The sequence below is a fragment of the Streptomyces vulcanius genome (assembly GCF_042653945.1).
Classification (GTDB): Bacteria; Actinomycetota; Actinomycetes; order Streptomycetales; family Streptomycetaceae; genus Streptomyces; species Streptomyces mangrovi.
On record NZ_JBHSFK010000081.1, the window covers coordinates 1 to 17,947 of the forward strand.

Annotated in this window: 13 protein-coding genes and 3 pseudogenes; 7 read left to right on the forward strand and 9 right to left on the reverse strand. The window is 70.9% G+C overall.

What is annotated here, in order from left to right:
* The 4 genes and pseudogenes from ACFPIH_RS55085 to ACFPIH_RS55100 all read right to left on the reverse strand — a co-directional run.
* Positions 1 to 192, reverse strand: a pseudogene (locus ACFPIH_RS55085) (sugar ABC transporter substrate-binding protein); the annotation flags it as partial.
* Positions 193 to 286: 94 nt separating this feature from the next.
* Positions 287 to 1,048, reverse strand: a complete 762-nt coding sequence (locus ACFPIH_RS55090) for a DeoR/GlpR family DNA-binding transcription regulator (RefSeq protein WP_381180948.1) — start codon at positions 1,046 to 1,048, stop codon at positions 287 to 289.
* 315 nt (positions 1,049 to 1,363) lie between these two features.
* Positions 1,364 to 3,031 (reverse strand): SWIM zinc finger family protein, encoded by a 1,668-nt coding sequence (locus ACFPIH_RS55095; protein WP_381180950.1) that lies wholly within the window; start codon positions 3,029 to 3,031, stop codon positions 1,364 to 1,366.
* 114 nt (positions 3,032 to 3,145) lie between these two features.
* Entirely contained in the window at positions 3,146 to 4,096 is a 951-nt protein-coding gene (locus ACFPIH_RS55100) for an NADP-dependent oxidoreductase (RefSeq protein WP_381180952.1), read from the reverse strand.
* 131 nt (positions 4,097 to 4,227) lie between these two features.
* Between ACFPIH_RS55100 and ACFPIH_RS55105 the strand changes: the two genes are divergently transcribed.
* The 4 genes from ACFPIH_RS55105 to ACFPIH_RS55120 all read left to right on the forward strand — a co-directional run bounded on the left by ACFPIH_RS55105 (position 4,228) and on the right by ACFPIH_RS55120 (position 7,725).
* Positions 4,228 to 5,091, forward strand: a complete 864-nt coding sequence (locus ACFPIH_RS55105) for a helix-turn-helix transcriptional regulator (protein WP_381180954.1) — start codon at positions 4,228 to 4,230, stop codon at positions 5,089 to 5,091.
* Between the two features lie 114 nt (positions 5,092 to 5,205).
* Positions 5,206 to 5,889 carry a VanZ family protein gene (locus tag ACFPIH_RS55110; RefSeq protein ID WP_381180956.1) on the forward strand — a complete coding sequence of 228 codons (684 nt, stop codon included), beginning with the start codon at positions 5,206 to 5,208 and terminating at the stop codon, positions 5,887 to 5,889.
* 68 nt (positions 5,890 to 5,957) lie between these two features.
* On the forward strand, positions 5,958 to 6,653 hold the full coding sequence (locus ACFPIH_RS55115) for a response regulator transcription factor (RefSeq protein ID WP_381180958.1): 696 nt from the start codon (positions 5,958 to 5,960) through the stop codon (positions 6,651 to 6,653).
* On the forward strand, positions 6,646 to 7,725 hold the full coding sequence (locus tag ACFPIH_RS55120; RefSeq protein ID WP_381180960.1) for a sensor histidine kinase: 1,080 nt from the start codon (positions 6,646 to 6,648) through the stop codon (positions 7,723 to 7,725). The genes ACFPIH_RS55115 and ACFPIH_RS55120 overlap by 8 nt, the downstream gene beginning before the upstream one ends.
* A gap of 57 nt (positions 7,726 to 7,782) precedes the next feature.
* On the opposite strand, the gene ACFPIH_RS55125 is transcribed toward ACFPIH_RS55120, so the two are convergent.
* Entirely contained in the window at positions 7,783 to 8,427 is a 645-nt protein-coding gene (locus tag ACFPIH_RS55125) for a response regulator (protein ID WP_381180962.1), read from the reverse strand.
* Positions 8,412 to 9,764 carry a sensor histidine kinase gene (locus ACFPIH_RS55130; protein WP_381180964.1) on the reverse strand — a complete coding sequence of 451 codons (1,353 nt, stop codon included), beginning with the start codon at positions 9,762 to 9,764 and terminating at the stop codon, positions 8,412 to 8,414. Before ACFPIH_RS55130 ends, ACFPIH_RS55125 begins: the two co-directional genes overlap by 16 nt.
* Positions 9,765 to 10,065: 301 nt before the next feature.
* Between ACFPIH_RS55130 and ACFPIH_RS55135 the strand changes: the two genes are divergently transcribed.
* On the forward strand, positions 10,066 to 11,373 hold the full coding sequence (locus tag ACFPIH_RS55135; RefSeq protein ID WP_381180966.1) for a serine hydrolase domain-containing protein: 1,308 nt from the start codon (positions 10,066 to 10,068) through the stop codon (positions 11,371 to 11,373).
* A gap of 25 nt (positions 11,374 to 11,398) precedes the next feature.
* Positions 11,399 to 11,743: pseudogene (locus tag ACFPIH_RS55140) on the forward strand (MMPL family transporter); the annotation flags it as partial.
* 207 nt (positions 11,744 to 11,950) lie between these two features.
* Here the strand turns inward: ACFPIH_RS55140 and ACFPIH_RS55145 are convergent.
* From ACFPIH_RS55145 to ACFPIH_RS55155, 3 genes are all read right to left on the reverse strand, one after another.
* Positions 11,951 to 13,099, reverse strand: coding sequence for a hypothetical protein (locus ACFPIH_RS55145; protein ID WP_381180968.1), 1,149 nt, complete (start codon positions 13,097 to 13,099; stop codon positions 11,951 to 11,953).
* A gap of 30 nt (positions 13,100 to 13,129) precedes the next feature.
* Positions 13,130 to 14,716: a hypothetical protein gene (locus tag ACFPIH_RS55150; RefSeq protein ID WP_381180970.1), complete on the reverse strand. Its 1,587-nt coding sequence runs from the start codon at positions 14,714 to 14,716 to the stop codon at positions 13,130 to 13,132.
* A 238-nt stretch (positions 14,717 to 14,954) separates the two neighbouring features.
* Positions 14,955 to 17,741, reverse strand: coding sequence for an ATP-binding protein (locus tag ACFPIH_RS55155; RefSeq protein ID WP_385879374.1), 2,787 nt, complete (start codon positions 17,739 to 17,741; stop codon positions 14,955 to 14,957).
* On the opposite strand from ACFPIH_RS55155, the pseudogene ACFPIH_RS55160 reads away from it, so the two are divergent.
* A pseudogene (locus ACFPIH_RS55160) lies at positions 17,717 to 17,947 on the forward strand (hypothetical protein); the annotation flags it as partial. The gene ACFPIH_RS55155 and the pseudogene ACFPIH_RS55160 overlap by 25 nt on opposite strands.

Genomic DNA, 17,947 nt, shown 5'->3' on the forward strand with positions numbered 1-17,947 from the left:
GCCGGTGTCCTTCGTGAACGTGCTCTTGGTCAGCTTCGCGATGTCCTCCATCTGCGGGTTGCCGACCATCAGCACGTTGATGCTCTTGCCGCCTCCCGAGGACCCACCGGCTCCGGCTCCGGAACAGCCGACCAGCAACGAGCCGGCGGTCGCGGCCGTGACGAGGGCATGGGTCATTCTTCGTGCGTGCATGACTGACTCCAGGGGATGTTTCGAGGGGTGAGGAACCAGGCCCCCCGGGCTTGCGAGGGTGGCGTGAGGGTGGGACATGGGGTTGAACGGCGGCTCAGGCCCGGATGACCTCGGGGCCCAGCAGTGAGTAGCGGTGGGCCTCGGAGGCGGGCAGACCGGTGTCGGTGACGATCACCTCGAACTCGGTGACGTCCGCGAAGCGACAGAAGCTCACGGCACCGAACTTCGTATGGACCCCGGAGAACACCCGGCGCCTGGCGACCCTCATGACCTGGGCCTTGACCTCGCTGACGCCGGGGTCGGGGGTGGTGAGTCCGTACTCGCGGGAGATGCCGTTGGCACCGACGTACGCCAGGTCGATGACGAAGCCGGACAGCATACGGGTCGCCCAGTGGTCGACCGTGGCCAGTGTGCCGCCACGCACCCGCCCGCCGAGCAGCAGCACGGTGATGTTCTCGGCCGAGGCCAGGTCACCCGCGGTGGCCAGGGAGGAAGTGACCACGGTCAGTGGCCGGTCACGGGGGAGGGCGGCGGCGATGAGCTGTGGGGTGTAGCCCTCGTCGATGAAGACGGTCTCGGCGTCGCCGAGCAGTTCGGTCGCGGCGGCCGCGATCCGGGACTTCTCGGGGACGTGCATGGTGGTGCGGAAGGCGAGCGTGGTCTCGAAGCCCGCGCTCTCCACGGGATGGGCACCTCCATGGGTGCGCCGGACCAGCCCGTGCCCTTCCAGTACGTTCAGATCGCGCCTCACGGTCTCCTTGGAGACCCCGAGGTCGGCGGCGAGCTTCCCGACGTCCACGGACCCGGTACGGCGTGCCGTTTCCAGAATCATGCGTCTTCGCTCATCGGTGTCCACGGCGACACCTCCGTTCCACGGCTCCGCGCGGGGGCGCCCGCGCCGGTGTTTTCCGAAAGCCCTGCCCGTTCGGGCGTCCAGTGGCTAATTTCTACAAGCAGGCCGCCCCGCTGACCAGGCTCGCCGTAACGTACTTCATGACCGATTGTGCCCGTTTTCCGAAGCGCCGAGCCCCTGGACGAGACGGTGGAGGGCCTTGGGGTGTGCGAGGTCGTTGCCCACATGCCCACCGGGCGTGCCCGTTCGCTGCCCGTTTCCTCGGACAGGCGTCGGGTGTCCCTGCCGTTACCCGCCGCAGCATTCCGGAGACGGCGTTCACAGCCCGTGCCGGTCGAGGATGGTCATCAGCTTGCGCCTGCGCCTCAGCTCCGCACGCAGAGCGACGAGATACCCGGTGAACTCGCTCTCGGTACCCAGGGCCCGATGACAAGCACGAACGTCGATCAGCAGCCTCGCCATCTGCTCGTAGACGCGGTCCCCGGTGAGCCCCTTCAGCGGCTCGACCAGCCGCAGGTACACCGCGAGCGCGTCGGCCGGGCGCGTCTCGCGCGAGAGGTCGGCGAGCTGCCGCCACTGCCGGTCGTCGGCGCGGCCGGCCGCCTCCCGCCAAGCGGTGTCCAGGTCGCCGTCGTCGAGCAGCGCGTCGATCAGCACGGGCCCGCGGTGCCGGCCGCTGCGCTCCTGGCGAGTGTCCTCGCGCAGAGCGGCCAGCGCCGCCGCCCGCTCGGTCTCCCAACGGTCCGCGGCCCGGGCAGCAGCACGCAGTTGCTGATAGGCGGCGAGGGACCGCTCGGCCAGGAAGCGGCCTCGGCGGGCTGCGGCGGCCTCGGCCTTCCGGCCTGTCCGTGTGTAGCGGGCGCACACATAGTCGACCAGGCGGCCGTCGGCATGTGGCTCGTCGGCGGTGTCCCGGAGTCCTCGTTCCGCCCATTCGAGTGCGTCTTCGGGACGGCCGGCCGCATCGAGCTCCTCGGCGATGCGCAGATGCGTGGCACCGGACGGCACCAGATCCCTCACGTACAGGGCGACCAGCGCGTCCACGTCACCCTCGGCCTTGACCAGACGCTCCATCAGGTACCGCTCCGCCCAGCCACGCGGGCTGCGGCGCCGAGCCTCGGCCGCCAGCTTCCGCAGGCGGGCCAGCCCGGCCTGCCCCAGCACGTCGGCGTAGTCGAGCGGATCGAGGTCCGTCGCGTCGTTCCCGTCACCGAGCACGTGGCCGACCAGCCATTCGGCCAGCCGCTCCGGGTCGGGGCGCGCGACTCCGCACGCTTCCAGGTGGGTCTCGGCCACGGCGGCCACGGCCTGCCCGACCACACCGTCCGAGTCATCGATCTCCTGGTACGCCTCGCCGAGCGCCCGGATCGATTCCTCGGCCAGGCCGACCGCGTGCGCCGCCTGGCCACCGGCGGTCAGGGCGCGCAGGGCGTCCGCCGCCTCCGCCACCTGCCGCGCGTACCCGGGGGCGTCCGCGTACTCGACGTACCCGTACCGGGCGAAGGGCCGCGGATCGAGCAGCGCCAGGACCCGTTCCCGGACCGTGCCCAGGTCGGAGCGCGCCGCCGCGGCCCGCAGCTCCAGCCGCCTGCGCAACTCCCGGTCGCCTGCGACCTGTTCCCGCACCAGCGCGAGGAGCTCGTCCCGGGACAACGCCGTGAGCCACGCCTCTAGGCCGGCGGCCCGCGTCCGGGCGGCGGCCCGCTGACGCGGGATCGCCTCCGCCTGCCGCAGCACGGTCAGCCCCACCGCCACGCAGTGCTTGCAGAAGTTGCCCTCCTGCCCGTACGGGCAGTCGCACCGCCCGGAGACTCCGGCGCCTCCGCCGAGGGCGAGCTCCACCTCGTAGACGTCAGTGCCGTGCACCACGGCAGTGACCGAGCCGGCGCCCACCTCCAGACCCCTCACCGCGTCCAGATACGCCAGCCCCCGCTCGAAGGACCGAGCCCCGGCGAGGGCCCGCAGCTCGTCTTCGCCGAATCCCATCGCTTTCCGTGCCACACCGCCTATCCAACCGCTCCCGCAGAGCGGCGGGCGCGAAACCCGCCGACTTCACCGGGACCCCGGGGTGCCCCGTGATGAGAGGCGAGAACGACGGGGCTACGCGGACACCGCGACCACGTGCTTGCCCACGACGCCGCCGCGCTCGAACGCCTCGTGCGCCGCCGCGATGTCCGCGAGCGGGTACACGCTGTGGACCACCGGGCGCAGCGCACCCGATGTGACGTGGTCGGCCACGTCACGCAGCACGGCGGTGTCCGGGTTGGCGCTGAAGGTGCGGATGCGGCGGGAGCCGTACACGCTCGACGCGGCGATCGCGGCCAGGGCGCCGGCCGACAGGCCGACGGTGACCATCCGGCCGCCCTTGGCCAACCGGCTCCGGTAGCAGTGCAGTTCAGAGCCGACGGTGTCGACGATGACGTCGAACGGTCCGATCCGGTCCGAGGTGGTGGAGCCGTAGTCGAGGACTTCGTCGGCACCGAAGTCGGTGAGCAGCTGGGCGTGGCGGTCGCGGGCCAGCGCAGTGACGTGGCCGCCCATCGCGTGTGCCAGTTGCACGGCGGCCGTGCCGACTCCGCCGGCCGCGCCCCGCACGAGGACCCGCTCCCCGCCCGCGAGGTGCACGCTGTCGCGCAGCGCGATCAGCGCCGTGGCGCCCGCCACGACCAGGGAGGCCGCGTCGACCGACGAGGTGCCCGCCGGGGCGGGCGCGATCCGGTTCGCGGGGACCACGACGTACTCGGCCGCCCCCGCGGTGGTGTGCCGCTCACGGGGATGCACCATGCCCCACACCCGGTCCCCGGCCCGGTAGCCCTCGACATCGGCGCCGGTCTCGACGACGACGCCCGCGAAGTCCAGCCCCACACCGATCGGGAAGCGGCGCCCCGACACCATCTTCAACTCCCCGGCGCGGACGATCACGTCGTGCCCGTTCACGCTGGACGCCTCGACCGACACCAGGACCTCGCCGGCACCGGGAGCGGGGCGGTCGACGTCGTTGATCCGCAGGACGTCCGCCGCACCGTAACTCGTGATCTGAGCGGTCTTCATGGCGCTGTTCCTTCCGTGGCCGGCTGGTGTGGAACCAATACTGGTCCCCGATCGCGGCAGCACGGTCGTTCGCCTTTTCCTGGGACTGGCAGACCCACCCTCCGCAGCGGCGCCCGGAGCATACTTGCGCCATGACCGACGCCCCCATCGCGCCGACCGACGACCCCCGACGCGAACTCGCCGAATTCCTGCGGACCCGCCGAACCCGACTGCGGCCACAGGACGTTGGCCTCGAACCCGGCCCGCGGCGGCGGGTCGCCGGGCTGCGCCGTGAGGAACTGGCCCTGCTGGCGGGGGTGAGTTCGGACTACTACCAGCGCATGGAGCAGGGACGCGACGTACGCCCCTCCGAACAGGTCCTGGACGCCCTCGCACGCGCCCTCAACTTCTCCAGCGAGGAGTCCCGGCACCTGCACAGCCTCGCCGCCGCCGCACGCACACCGGCCCGCACCCCGCGCCGGTACGAACCGGAGGAAGTGCCGGACACCACACGGCGGTTGCTGCGTACGATGCCCTCGCCCGCGCTGGTCGTGGGCCGCTACCTGGACGTACTGGCCTGGAGCCCGCTGGCCGGCGCGCTGCTGGGCGACTTCACCCGGCTCCCGGTGACGGAGCGGAACCTGCTGTCGCTCCTGCTGCACCCGGAGGCCGACCAGACCTGCCCGGAGCGGTCCGCCACCGTCGCCGAGCTGACCGCGATGCTGCGCGCACAGGTCTCCGCCGATCCGGGGCACCCGCGCGCCGTGGAGCTGGTCGGCGAACTCGCGGTCCGCAGCGACGAGTTCGCCACCCTGTGGGCCCGCCACGACGTGGGCGAGACGACGCGCGGCCGGATGCGCGTCAACCACCCCCTGGCCGGGGAGCTGAACCTGGACTGGGACGCCTACCCGCTGCCGGGCACTCCCGGCCCGGTGCTGATCGTCTACACCGCCGTCGAGGGCGGCCCCGACGCCGAGCGCCTCCAACTGCTCGCCAGCCTGCTCAACGCCCGCTGACCCAACCCGGTGTGAAGCGCTGTGCCGGTTCCCTGACGGCGGGGATTCCGGGTATCGCGGGCGTATCGAAAATCGGATACGCCACCGCAACGGCCCTCCGTCTCCCATGGGGGCATGACCCACAACGCATCCCCACGCAGGATCGTGTTCCTCAGTCTGGCGGTCCTCGGCTTGGCGAGCGCCGCGTTCGTCCTGCGGAGACCGCTCATGATGGCGGCTCCGACGTGCGTGGCCGGGCGGTGGCACGGCTGCTTCGACACGTTCAACGGTGTGGTGCTCATGACGTTGGTCCTGCTGCCGTTGGCCGCGCTGGTGGTGTGGGCTCTGGCGCACCGTCGGCGTGCCGCAGGCGTCATATCGGCGTGGCGGCTGTCGCTGGCCGAGGTGGGCATGGTCCACGGGACGGTGCCGTTCCTGTGGCTGACCATGATGCCGGGCGCCGCGCCCGGCATCGCCCCCGCCCGGGTGAGCCTGGTGCCGCTGCGGGACCTGGTCACGATGGGGCCGCTCGGGATCGTCGGCAACCTGCTGGTCTTCGCGGCGCTGGGGTTCTTCGCCCCGATGCGGTTCGCGGCGCTGGCGTCCGTGCCGCGGATCCTGGCGCTCGGGGCGGGCTGCTCGGTCCTGGTCGAAACCGCACAGTACGTCCTGCGCCTTGACCGGGTGTCCTCCGTGGACGACGTACTGGTCAACGCCGCCGGCGCCGTGCTGGCCGCGCTGGCGTCGCGCCGCTGGTGGCGCACCACGGCGGAAGCGCCGTCGGGCCGGCCTCGCCGCGCGCCGGCACCGGCGGGCTGAGTCGCGTGTCCGGTGTGCGCGCGTCTTTGCATACGCCGGCGATATGGTGCGCTGCCTAGGCTTGGGACATGCGCGTACTGATCGTGGAGGACGAGCCCTACCTGGCCGAAGCCGTCCGTGACGGTCTGCGCCTCGAGGCGATCGCCGCCGACATCGCCGGCGACGGCGGCTCCGCCCTGGAACTGCTCAGCGTCAACTCCTACGATCTCGCGGTCCTCGACCGTGACATCCCCGGCCCCTCCGGCGACGAGGTTGCCCGGCGCATCGTCGCCTCCGGCAGCGGCATCCCGATCCTCATGCTCACCGCTGCCGACCGGATCGACGACAAGGCTTCCGGGTTCGGGCTCGGCGCCGACGACTACCTCACCAAGCCGTTCGAGCTGCGGGAACTCGTCCTGCGGCTGAGGGCGCTCGACCGCAGACGCGCGTACACCCGGCCCCCGGTCCGCGAGATCGCGGGCCTGCGCCTCGACCCCTTCCGCCGGGAGGTCTTCCGCGACGGACGCTACGTCGCGCTGACCCGTAAGCAGTTCGCCGTCCTCGAAGTCCTCGTCGCCGCCGAGGGCGGGGTCGTCAGCGCCGAAGAGCTGCTGGAACGGGCCTGGGACGAGAACGCCGACCCCTTCACCAACGCCGTGCGCATCACCGTCTCCGCACTGCGCAAACGGCTCGGCGAACCATGGCTCATCGCCACGGTGCCGGGTGTCGGCTACCGCATCGACACCGGCCCTGACCCCACCCGCCCCGGCAGTACGCGTGCATAGACGCCCAGGGCTCAGCGTCCGACTGAAACTCGCCCTCAGCTACGCCGGGTTCCTCGCCGTCGCCGGTGCTCTTCTGCTGGCCGTGGTGTGGATGTTCATACTGCGCTACGTTCCCGACAACTCCCAGGGCCTGCTCGGGGTCTCGCCCAACCGCTACCTCCTTGTGCGCACCTTCGCCCCCGCCGCGGTCGTGGCGATGGGCTTCCTGCTCGTGTTCGGCCTCGTCGGGGGATGGATCCTCGCCGGCCGGATGCTCGCACCACTCACACGGATCACGGATGCGGCACGGATCGCCGGGAACGGGTCGCTGTCCCACCGGATCCGCATGAAGGGCCGCCAGGACGAATTCCGTGAACTCTCCGACGTGTTCGACTCGATGCTCGAACAACTCGAGTCCCATGTCGCCGAGCAGCAGAGGTTCGCCGCGAACGCCTCCCACGAACTGCGCACCCCGCTGGCGATCTCGCGGACGCTCCTCGACGTCGCCCGCAAGGACCCCACGCGGGACCGAAGCGAACTCGTCGAACGCCTGCACGCTGTCAATACGCGGGCGATCGACCTCACCGAGGCCCTCCTGCTGCTCAGCCGCGGCGGCCGCGGAAACTTCGCCCGCGAGAGTGTCGACCTCTCCCTCATCGCCGAAGAAGCCGCCGAAACGCTGCTTCCCCTCGCCGAACAGCGTCGGATCACGCTCGACGTCACCGGCGGGGCGGCCCGGACCAGCGGCTCCGCGGAGCTCCTGCTTCGGGTGGTGACGAATCTCGTCCAGAACGCCATCGTCCACAACCTCCCCGCCGGCGGCACCGTGACGGTCCATACCGAGGCGTACGGCGACACGAGTGTGCTGCGGGTCGAGAACACGGGCCGTCGGCTCCCGCCGGAACTGGTACCGACCCTCACCGAACCCTTCCAGCGCGCCACAGAACGCGTACGCACCGACGAGCATGCCGGCGTCGGCCTCGGCCTGGCCATCGTGCACAGCATCGTCCGCGCCCATGACGGGACCCTCGACCTCGTCCCCCGCCCCGCCGGCGGTCTCCTCGTCACGGTCCGGCTTCCCGCCGCGCCGTAGGCATCGTCCCCGAACGGGCCTACGCCCGACGCCCGCGGGCAGCTCACCCCGGGCGGGTCAGCCTTCCAGGTAGGCGAGTACTGCCAGGATCCGGCGGTTGTCGTCCTCGGACGGTTCGAGTCCGAGTTTGGCGAAGATGTTGTAGCTGTGCTTGCTGACGGTCTTCTCGCTGACGAACATCCGGCCGGCGATGGCGGCGTTGGAGCGGCCCTCGGCCATCAGCGACAGCACCTCGTGTTCACGCGGGGTCAGCCGCAGCAGGAGGGGGTCCGCCGAGCGGTGGGTGAGGAGGGCGCCGACCACGTCGGGATCCATGACCGTACTGCCGGCGGCGACCTGCCGGACGCCTGCGACGAACTGGCCGACGGCCATGACCCGGTCCTTCAGCAGATAGCCCACCGCCCCGGCGCGGTCCGACATCAGCTCCCTGGCGTACAGCTGCTCGACGTACTGCGAGAGCACCACGACGGGCAGGCCGGGGATCCGCTTGCGTACGTCGATCACGGCGCGCAGACCCTCGTCGGTGAAGGTCGGGGGCAGCCGTACGTCGACGACCGCGACGTCGGGCCGGTGGGTCGTCAGCGCCCTGATCAGGGAGGGTCCGTTGTCGACGGCGTCGACGACCTCGAAGCCGTTGGCCTGGAAGATCCTGATCAGGCCCTCGCGGAGCAGGGCGAGGTCTTCGGCTATGACGATGCGCACGGCAGCGACATCCCTATCTCGGTGGGTCCGCCGGGCGGACTGTCGGCGGTCAGGGTGCCGTCGAAGGCCGCCAGGCGGCGCGCGACGCCTCGCAGGCCGGTGCCGCCGTCAAGACTGGCGCCCCCGCAGCCGTCGTCGGACACCCGCATCGTCAGCAACCCCGCCGTCGTGCCCGGGTGGGGCGTGAACTCCACGGTGATCTCGATGTGTTGGGCGCGGGCGTGCTTGACGGCGTTCGTCAGGGCCTCGGCGACGGCGAAGTAGGCCGCGGACTCGACCGGCGCGGGCAGCCGTCCGGGCAGGCGGGTTCCCACCGTCGTGGGGATCGGGTTGGCCAGGGCCAGGGCTTTCAGGGCGCCGTCCAGGCCGCGGTCCGCGAGCACCGGCGGGTGGATGCCGCGTACCAGGTCGCGCAGTTCGGCCAGGGCGGTGGAGGTTGATGCGCGGGCCTCGGCCAGCAACTGCTGGACGGCCCGCGGATCGTCGGGCAGGAGTTGTTCGGCCAGGCCCAGGCTCATGCCCAGAGACACCAGTCGGGCCTGTGCGCCGTCGTGCAGGTCCCGTTCGATCCGGCGCAGTTCGCCTGCCTGGGTGTCGACGGCATCGGCACGTGAGGTGGCCAACTGCGCCACGCGGGCCCGTAGTTGTGCCTGCGCGGTGGGCGCGAGGAGGGTGCGGATCACCAGGGCGTTGAGGTTCGCCAGCCGCACGGCGGTGGTGTACCAGAGCAGGAGGAACACCGGGCCGAGCGGAACCAGGGCGAACGACTCCTGGACGCTGTGCAGCCGGAAGCCGTTGCCCAGCGGCGTGCGGAACACCTGAGGAGGGGTCAGCGCGTACAGCAGCGGATAGCTCAGGTAGAAGACGCCGCAGAGGAAGAACAGGAACGACAGCCCGTAGGTGAACCACCCGGTGATCGAGTTGACCGCCAGCCAGGCCCAGTCCCGCCAGGTCGCAGGGTCGCGCAGGATCGCCCACAGCCGTACCGGCCAACCTCCGTCGGGTGCCGGGGAGTAGGGCCGGGCCACCGGTTCGCACAGACGGTCGGCGGCCCACTGGCGGTGGAGGTCGGCGAACCAGCGCACCAGGACGGTCGAAAGCAGGGTCAGCGGGATGCCGACCCCGAGCGCGACGACCGTCACCGAGGTGATCCAGAGCGTGGCCAGGCCGAAACCCAGGACCGTGCCGAGCAGCAGCACCAGCGACCAGCCCAGCAGGGTCACCCGCAGAGCGAGACCGGAACGCGGGGCGAGACCGGCGTGCGGGGCGACGCCGGTCTCGGGACGTACCCCCGACTGCGGTCCACGGAGGGAGTGGCGCTCGCCGGAGTGAGTCATCGCGCTCCATCATCGTGCATCCGTCGATCGTCGTGCATCGGCGCGGCGGCCGACCGGCCGACGCCAGGCCACCATCACGGGCCAGAAGTTGATGATGACCGGCCGGTCCGGGTCCGCGCACTGGGGTTATGTCCACCATCACGGGGGCCCAGCACCCGTGTCCTTCGCCCCCGTGGCCGGGAGGCTGGAGTGGTCGGAAAGCGTGGCGCGGCAGGCCCCAGGTGGATGCGGTCTTCGCCCGACCGATCGGCCCATGCCGCCGACTTCAAGCGGCCCATGCTCCATGTCCAGGAGGACACCCATGCCCCGGAACACGCCCTACCCGCGCCACGCTCGGCGGGCATACCTGACGCTGGCCGTGGTCACGGCACTGACGGGTTCGCTCGCGGCCTGCGAGGCGTCCGCCGCGGCGCAGGGCACCGCCCACACCCCGTCCGGACGGCCCGGCGTGGTGGCAGCCCAGGAGGCCCGGCTGGCAAGGCTCGCCCAGCGGAACGTGGACGCCGGAGCTCCCGGCGTTGTCGTGCGGGTCGACAAGGGCGACGGGCAGGTGATCGAGATCGCCCGGCAGGCGCCCTGGACCAGGGCGGACCACGCGCTCGCCGCGAGCGACGAGTTCCGGATGGGCTCCAACACCAAGACGATGGTCGCCACCGTGGTTCTCCAACTGGTCGCCGAACACCGGCTCCAGCTGACCGACCCGGTCGAGAAGTGGCTGCCCGGCCTCATCCCGAACGGGGCCGCGATCACCCTGCGGATGCTGCTCAACCACACCAGCGGCCTGTTCAACACCATTGACGACCCCGACGTCCTGAAGGCCTTCACCGGTCAGGACACCCGGCAGTGGACTCCCGGGGAGCTGATCGCCGCGGCCGTCCGGCACGCCCCGCTGTTCGCGCCCGGTGCGCGGTACTCCTACAGCAACACCAACTACGTCGCGCTCGGCCTGGTCGCCGAGAAGGCTGCCGGACACAGCCTGAGCGACCTGATCCAGGAGCGGATCGCCAGGCCGTTGCACCTGAAGAACACCTACCTGGTCACCGGCTCCGGCGAGACGAAGAGCCCCCGTCTCGCCCACGGTTACGAACCCGACGCCGCCCATCTGGCCCCTGTGCTTCCCCCCGGCACGCCCGCCGGGACCGCGTTCACCGGCCCCGCCCGACCCGCCGGCCACGTCGACACCACCTGGATCAACCTCAGCACGGAATGGGCCGCCGGGGGCATGGTCTCCACCGCGCAGGAGTGGGCCCGGTTCGACACCGCGCTGATGTCCGGCCAGCTCCTGCCGCCCGCCCAGCTCAAGGAGATGAAGACCACCGTCGCGGAGGAGAGCGGCAACCCGAACCGCTACGGTCTCGGCCTGGAGAAGAAGGTGGTCACCCCCTGTGGCACCGTCTGGGGCCACGACGGCCAGGTCCCCGGTTACTCCAGCTGGGACTACACCGACAGCACCGGCCGGCGCACCGTCTCGGTCTTCACCACGACCATCTTCGGCATCGCGAACCCCAAGGCCGACGCCGCCAACGAGGCCCTGCTGAAAGCCGCGATCTGCACCATGCTCGACAAGCCGATCCCCACCACACCCGCGTCCGCGCCGACCGACTCCTGAGCCCGCGATCGACGCAGTCGGCCGAGTGTCGAAGGCACAGGCGCGGCTCCAGGCGTCCGAGCCCCGGCAGGCCCGGGACAGCGACCGGATCGTGGTGCACGTGCGCCGCGACGGGTCGGTCCGGGACGCCGCCGTCCGCCGGAAGGTGACCGCGATGCTGGACCGGGTGGCGGCACTGCCCTCGGTCGCCTCGGTGACCAGCGTGTACGGCCCCGCGGGAGCGCCCCGGATCAGCAAGGACGGCCGGACCGCCTACGCGACGGTGACGTTCGACGCGCAGGCCGACCGGATACCGGCCGCCGACGTCACCCGGGTCATCGACACCGCCCGGGCCGCGCGTGACGCGGATCTGCGGGTGGAACTCGGCGGCGAGGCCGTCAGCCTCGTGGCCGAGGGCAACCGCCCCCGCCCCGGCCCGAGCCGCCGCTACGGCAGGTACGGCAGGTACGACAGGACAGCACGCCGCGTGGTCCGAAGTCGGTCGCCTCGGCAGGACCGGCCGCGGGCTGCTGCACCTGTGCACCCTCGGCATCTGCGGGCTGGGCCTGCCGGCCGACGCGCTTCGCCATGGAACCTGTCAGGTGACGCGGGAAGAGCGGTGGGAGAGGGTGGGACGGGGATCCAGGAAGCGCCCGGAGGCGGAGAACGCGGCTGCGTTGAAGCCCTCTTCCCGCATGTCGATCGCGGGGAACTCCTTGCAGGCGGTCTGCGGCTGGGCGGTGGAGCCGTCGAACCGGCAGGCGACGCCGGTGAGCCTGATGGTGATGAAGTCCGCGATCTGGGCTCCGAACTCGATGGGCCTCCCGCCGATGGTGATGTCCCCGACGCCGAAGCCCTTCTCCGGGGGCACTTCGTAGACGGCGCGGACACGGTGCTCCACATCGCCTCTCACATACGTCCAGTAGCTCCTGGGGTCGGAGCCGTCCGGGGTCTCCCAGCCATCCGTGGAGAGGTCGTCGAAGTACAGGCCCACAGGGTCGGCGAGGCTGATGTCGGCCTTCCGGCGGGCCAGGGCGTTGACTCCTGCGCCGATATGCGGATCGCTGTTGCGCTCCGCGGCGCCGTACTTGCTGCAGGCGATGAGCTCCTGCTCGGTGGTCAGTTCCTGGCCGTTGATGACACGCCGGATGGTGGCCGCCGCGGCCAATTCGATCTCTGCGCCCAGGGTGTTGTTCGGCTGAATCAAGTGCATGGCGCCGTGGCTCGTGGAGTTGTTCCACTTGTTGCGCGGCTGGTATCGGCCGCTGGGCGAGAACAGATCCTCCTTGCGCACGTCGGGACTGATGAATCGACGGTAGAGATCGAGCGTTTTATCCGGGTTCGTCTGTGCCAGGATCTCCCAGTACTCGGGGCCCTCGCAGGTGAACATGACCTGGCTGATCTTTCCTGAGCCATCGCGGGTGACGCTCCACTCGCAGTACTCGTCCTGGACGTCACGGCTGGCGTCGGCGCGCTCCCATCGCTGGAGGTCGGAAATGGAAGTGATCTTGATGATGCGGGGGAACGCGGTCCATCGGATGGGCGCGCGCTCGACGTCTGCGGCCGTGTCCGTGCTGGTCAGGTTGTAGAACTGCGGTCTTGGACTGTCGTTGAGCACCTCGTGGGGATCGGGGCCCTGAATGGCCTCGTCGACCGTGTCGGAGATGAACGTGTTCCAGGCCTTGCGGCCGAAGTCGTCCAGATCGTCGAGGTTGCCGGGAGGTCCGTAGGCATCCAGTCTGGCCATGGTGTTGTCCTCGCTCGTGAGGGGGCGGCGTCAGCTGAGCTCTGCGACGGTGGCGTCCTCGCGCATCGCCAGCGGCGGGGCGTCGGGGGGAATATCGGTGACCGGCAGAGTGAGTTCGAACTCGTTCAGCTTCATGAGACGGAACTGTCGACGGCGGGACTCGGCCAGCCGGACGTAGTCGTCGAAGCCGGATTCGGTGCGGATGCGCTCGGTGACCTTGCGCAGATAGGCGTCCACCCGCTGTCCGAACACCGTCCGCCAGGCGTCGTCGGACACCTGCCAGTGCGCGGCGAAGCGCCCCTCGGGACTGTCGGCGGGCAGGGTTCGCGCGGCGTCCGAGATGGCCTGGGCGACTTTGTCGCACAACTCCACCGTCTTGGTCGGCGCGGTCGGCACGTACTGCATGAGGTGACTGCGGGCAGGGCTGAAGACCGGGTTGGGGAAGTCCACCATGAGCACGCAGGCGGCGAACCTGGCCGAGACAAGCCCCTTGCGGACCATCTGCCGGACCACCTCGTTGTCCTCGTGGGCGGCCTCGGGCACCACGAACGCGAAGAAGGTGTCGCCTGGCTGGAGGAAGGCACTGAACGTTTCCTCCAGCCGGAAGCCGAACCGGGTCAGGCCGGCCACGTACTGGGAGGCTGCCGCCCTGGGCGGGGCGGCCTGCGTGGACAGGCGAAGGTCGTCGAACAGGACGTCCTGGTTCAGCCAGAAGCCCGTGGGCGGCATCAGCTCGGGATCGTCCGCCGTGATGTTGCTGCTCTGTCTGTCGGTGCTGGTGAGGTTGACCGTGGTGCTGGTGAACAGGTGGCGCAGCAGCCGGTCGGGGTGGTCCACAACGCCGTTCGCGGTGACCGCGGCCAGACGGGCCGCCGTCCACCGGGTGATGAGGGACCTGACGGTCAGTTCCAGTCGCTGGGCTCCGATGACCTGCTGGAACAGCTGGTCGTGGCGCAGTGGGTCATCCTCGGCGAGCTGGATCGTGGCCCGCTCGGATTGCCAGTTGATCCAGGGAATCCTCAGCTCCTTCATCACGACGCTGCCGTTGACGTGACTGTCGAAGCAGCCCTTGCCCCGCGAGTCCGGGTCCAGGGCGTGCCAGGAGTTGCCCGCCCACACCCAGCTGGATTCGGACCGGGCATAGAAGTTGAAGACCCTCGCAGCGGGATCCCACGCCGCGACCTGAAGGAATCCTTCCTCGGGGTCGCCACCGGCCTGGGTGCTGACCAGAAGATCGACCTGGCCGCCTCCCACGGCGATGGTGATCGCGAACCGCATGTCGCGCTCGCCGATGGCATCCGGCGGGATCTGCCCGGCCTCGCTGATCAGATACACCTTGCGTGAGGCGGCGGCCGTCGCGGGGAGTGCGGACAGCAGGTCCTGCACGGTGGTCGGAAACGTGCCCGCCCGGAAGAGTTCGACCGCCATCGGGTCGCCCAGCGCCGCCAGTTCCTCATCACTGACGGGTCGCGCCCGGTCGTCCTTGCCGATGATCCTGCGGTACAGCCGTCCCGGCTCCAACGGGGAGTGGCCGGAGGTGTCGAGTCCCTCGACCTCCTCGACGGCAGTCCTCCTCATCCAAGCGGTCGCCCGCCGCGGCTGCGTGTGGTCGGGCATGGCCACTCCGCTCCTTCACATAGGCATTCCTTCATTTGCACCCAACATCACATTATGTGCCGATTAGTACCCTGCTATGTGTGCCCATTCCGGTCGCGGGCGAAGATCCACTCTGATGGCCGATCCGCCACGCATTCGATGAGCCTGCCGAGCCTCATGGCCGTTTTCGCAGGCCGGAGCAAGTCTGGGAGTGTCCCTCGGGGGCTCGCTCCGGCGGAGCTCGTGCCGTTCCCCAGCCTCAGATCCCGGGTGTGATGCCGGTTGCCGGAGGCGGAGTTCGGGCGGCGGTGCGGTGGTGTTCCTGATCGGCCAGTTCGGACAGGGCCGTTGCCCCGCAGCCAGTGAACAACGCTCTCGCGCGTTCCAGCTGAGCGAGTCCTTCGGACTGGCGGTCGACGACGGACAGTGCGATGCCTGCCGTCAGCCGTGCCGTGGCTTCATAGAGTGGCATTCGAGCTGCGCAGAACGCGGCAGCGGCCTCGCACGCGGCCTCTGCCGCCACCGCGTCCTCCCTCGTGAGGTGTACCTCGGCGCGGGCGAGCAAAGCGAAGCCGAGCTGTCCGGGCGGTCTGTCGGGGCTCACGGCGGATGCTGCGCGGCCGGCCCACAGCTCGGCAGCCGCCACATCGCCCCGGGCCAGTTCCGCACCCGTCAGCAGCCGCAGCCACAAGGGGCGCACGGGTGCTTCGAACGCCAGCATCTCGGGGCCACCACCCGCTTCGATCACCCTGCGGACGCAGCCCGCCGGATCGCCGTTGAGCAGCAGCGCGTTGCCGAGCATCCCGAGGATCGCCGACCGGTACTGGGTCGGTTCGGGGCCGGCCTGGGAAAGCGACTCCTCGCAGATCTTCAGCGCTCCGGCGAAGTCTCCCCGCCACATCGAGACCGCCGCGTTCACCGCCTCGGCCAGTGAGCGTGGCTCGTTGCTGCCGACGAGTGACGCCGCCTCCAGTGCGTCGGCGGCGTACGTCTCGGCCTCGTCCAGACGGCCGAGCCACATCAGGACGTAGGCGGAGGCGGCGAAGAGATCGGCGAGCATGAGGCTCTGGCCGGTACGACGGGAAAGGTCCAGGCCCTGACCGAGGTGCCGGAGCGCGGGGTCGTAGCGTCCCAGGAACATTTCCGTCCAGCCGACCGTGACAAGGGTGTCGATCTGGCCGGCCAGCTGCTGGTCATCGGTTTCGTCGACTGCCTCCAGGACCAGGTCCAGGTAGTCGGTCGATCGGGCGGAGTCCCCGGTCAGGGTGTGTGCCATTGCCAGGAGACCCCGGACAGCGGTGATCTGCGCCGGGTCACCGATGGTTGCTGCCGAGCGCAGCGCGCGTTCGCCCCAAACGATGGCTGTGGGGAAGTCGGCTGTGCGAAGCGCCACCGTCGCAACCCCCATCTGCAGGGCCGCGCTCTCGGATTCCGGCCGGCCGTCGTGGTCCGCCAGTTCCCTGAGCAGCAGCGACGTCGCCTCCTTGTACCGGCCGAGCCCCCACTCCATCGTGGCTCGCGAGGCGGTCAGCCGAGCCCGCTGAGCCCGTGCCTGCGCGGGCAGGAGGGTGGCGGCCGTGCGCAGGACGTCGCGGCTTTCCAGCAGTCGTCCGGCCATGCCCAGCGCATCGGCCTGCTGGAGCCACAGTTCGGGCCGCAGCCGGCTCTGCTCGCCGAGCAACCGCAGGGCTTCCTGTGTCCAGTGCGCGGCGGTGACCGGTGCGATCGTCATCACCTGACGGGCGGCCCTCACGAGTAGGTCGACGGCGTGTTCGTCTCCCACACGCGCCGAACGCTGAACGTGCGACGCCTGGACGGTCAGCGGTGCGCCGCGCAGCGCCAGGCCGTCCGCGGCCCGGGTATGCGCCTCGATCCGCCAGCCGGCACCCGCACCCTGGTACACCGCCGCCCGCACCAGCGGATGGCGGAACCGGAACTGGCGCGTGGAGCCGACCTGGCGCACCAGGTCCCGCTCCGCGGCCTCGTCCAGAGCGGCAAGGGCCTGTGCCTCACCGGTCTGCGCCACCACCGCCACCATCTCGGCTTCGAAGGAGTCGCCGAGCACCGCGGCCGCCTGGGCACAGACCCTCGCAGCCGCCGACAGACCTCCCAGCTCCTCCAGCAGCGCGGCCCGCACCGATCGCGGCAGATCGCCGGCGACAGGCACCGAGCCGGCCGGCACCGCCTGGGCCACCGGGATATCCGGCAGGCCTTCCTCCCCGGCGCTCCGGGTCAGCGCCTCCAGGTAGAACGGGTTGCCGCCGCTGGCCTCGTACAGCCGCCGGAAACGCCAGTGATCCGGCCTGGCCCCGCACAGCTCCGCCCCCTCCGCCGGGGACAGCGGCCCCAGCTCGACCCTGGCCAGCCTTCCCTCCGTGCCCGCCCGGGCCAGCGCCGCGGCCAGTCGCGGCGGAGCCTGCCGGGGACGGTAGGCGAGCGCGAGCAGCAACGGTGTCCTCGGCGGATGCCGTACCAGATGGTCGATCAGCTCGGCCGTACCGTCATCCGTCCACTGCAGGTCGTCCAGGCTGAGCACGAGCCCGCCGTCGGCACTCAACGTCTCCAGCAACATCCGCACCGCCCGGTGCAACCAGTACCGTTCGACCGTCACCGGCTCCGGCCCGGTCGGAAAGCGGTCACAGAGCGCGGGAAAGACCGTACTCAGCAGCGCGAACGCGCCGGGCGACGATCCGTCGTGTCCGAGCCGGCGGAAGTCCACCGTGCCGAGGTGGTCGTCCAGGGCGTCCACGAACGCACCGTAGGGAGCCCGGTCGAACTCCACGCTGCGGCCGGCCAAGGACACGAAACCGCGCTGCCCCGCGCGCTCGCCCAGCTCGCCCAGCAGCCGTGTCTTACCGATACCGGGTTCCCCGACCACCTCGACCACCCCCGGCGCACCAGCCAAGGCACCCTCGATCGCACCGTCGAGAACCGCCAACTCCGCTGCCCGCCCAACCAGGTGGCTCCCCGTCGTCCGGGGCCGCTGCGATGTCGGCGGGCCAGCCAGGTCGGCGCCGTCCCGTGGGGTGCGCACCGGCGGGGACACGGGTAACGGGCGCGGGACGAGAGCAGGCGCGGCTCCCGAAGCGCGCCCGGCGGCGGGACCGGGAGCCGGGACGGCGGCGGGACCGGGAGCCGGGACGGCAGCTGGACCGGGAGCCGGGACGGCAGCTGGACCGGGAGCCGGGACGGCAGCTGGACCGGGAGCCGGGACGGCAGCTGGACCGGGAGCCGGGACGGCAGCTGGACCGG